Origin of the sequence: Thermoflexibacter ruber, assembly GCF_900113045.1 — a bacterium.
Lineage (GTDB): Bacteria > Bacteroidota > Bacteroidia > Cytophagales > Thermoflexibacteraceae > Thermoflexibacter > Thermoflexibacter ruber.
Window position 1 is genome coordinate 1 of record NZ_FONY01000112.1, and the last position, 1,715, is coordinate 1,715.

Annotated in this window: 1 protein-coding gene; it reads left to right on the forward strand. The window is 41.5% G+C overall.

The genetic code is table 11. From position 1 onward, the window contains the following. Positions 1-1,715 (forward strand): BspA family leucine-rich repeat surface protein (locus BM141_RS22390; RefSeq protein ID WP_091549653.1); only part of this gene is annotated, 1,715 nt, incomplete at both ends.

Here is a 1,715-nt window from a genome sequence, read left to right on the forward strand (position 1 = left end):
TCCAATGTGGGCGGTACAGCAGATGCCACTTCCGAAATCCATTATGACAATGCAGGCTGGACTGCCCTGACCACCACAGGAGGCAGACCTCCTTACATTGCTACGGGTTTTAATTTTACAGGCGCAGAGGTAAACTTTACTGTTTTTAGCCCAAGTGTAACGATTAATGTAAGCATGGCTGACCTTACTGCTGTAAATATTAATGAAGATATTTTCAAGACCAATAGGCAAAGAATTTATGCTATGGAAATATCAGCTACGGGAGGTTCCCCTACACTAACAGATTTGGTTACTACTGCTACCTTAGGGACTTACACAGCGGCGGACATCTCCAATTTTGAATTGTACTACAATACCGTTGATAACTTTGCTACAGCAACCTTAATAGCTACTTCTGGGGCTTCCACAGGGTCAGGCGAAAATATCTCTTTTACAGGCTTTTCACAAATCATAGCGGGCGGTGGCGTTCCTCAGTACCTATACATCGCAGCTAACGTCAATGCAGGTGCCACTACAGGCAATACCATGAGTATTCCTTTCCTTGCCGTAGGAAATTTCACTTTTATAGAAACCGTCAATCCTACGGCTTCCTTAGGACCAAGCGGAGTAAAAACCATTGCCGATGCCACCCTACCCTTTATCACCACTTGGATAACCACAGACGGAACGATTACTATTCCTACCAATGGAGGAGGATATAATTATGATGTTACTTGGACGAACTTAACCAATATGGGTGTAGGCGACGGTTTTATTACAGGGCAAACAGGAAACTATACCATTACAGGCTTAGAAAATGGAAGTACATACAGAGTAGAAATCTCTAAGGATTTCCCTCACTTTTTTATGAATAACAATGCCACAGAAGCACCTAAACTAAGAACCATAGAGCAATGGGGGAGTATTGCATGGACTTCAATGTCCTTTGCTTTCTCTGGTTGTACGAACCTAACTTATAATGCTACAGATGTACCAAACTTAGCAGGAGTAACGGATATGAGTGCCATGTTTCAAGGTTGTACTGTTTTTGATGGCAATGCGACTATGGGAACTTGGAACACGGCTACTATTACCAATATGGGTGCTATGTTCGCTGGTGCAACTGTTTTTAATCAATCATTGAATGGCTGGAATACGAGTGCTGTTACTGGTATGGGTAGTATGTTCGCAGGAGCGACCGCATTTAATAGCAATATTACAGGTTGGAATACAAGTGCCGTAACCAGCATGTTACAGATGTTTTCAGGGGCAAGTGCTTTCAATCAAGATATTAGTGGCTGGGTAGTAAATAATGTAACAGATATGGCTTCGATGTTGCAAAACGCATCTGCATTTAACCAAAACATTGGAGGGTGGAATGTAGGGGCTGTAACCAACATGAGCCAGATGTTTTCAGGGGCAAGTGCATTTAATCAAGATATTAGTTTATGGAATGTAAGTAATGTAATAGATATGAGTTCCATGTTTGCCAATACCCCGTTTAATCAAAATATTAGTGGCTGGAATGTGGGTGCTGTAACTAATATGACGCAAATGTTTTTGGGTAATGCTGTTTTTAACCAAGACCTTAGTGCATGGAATGTGAGCAATGTTACTTCCATGAATAATATGTTTGCTTTTGCTACAGCCTTTAATCAATCCTTAGCCACTTGGGACATTGGCAATGTTACTAATATGACCAATATGCTCAATAACAGTGGTCTTTCCCAAGCCAA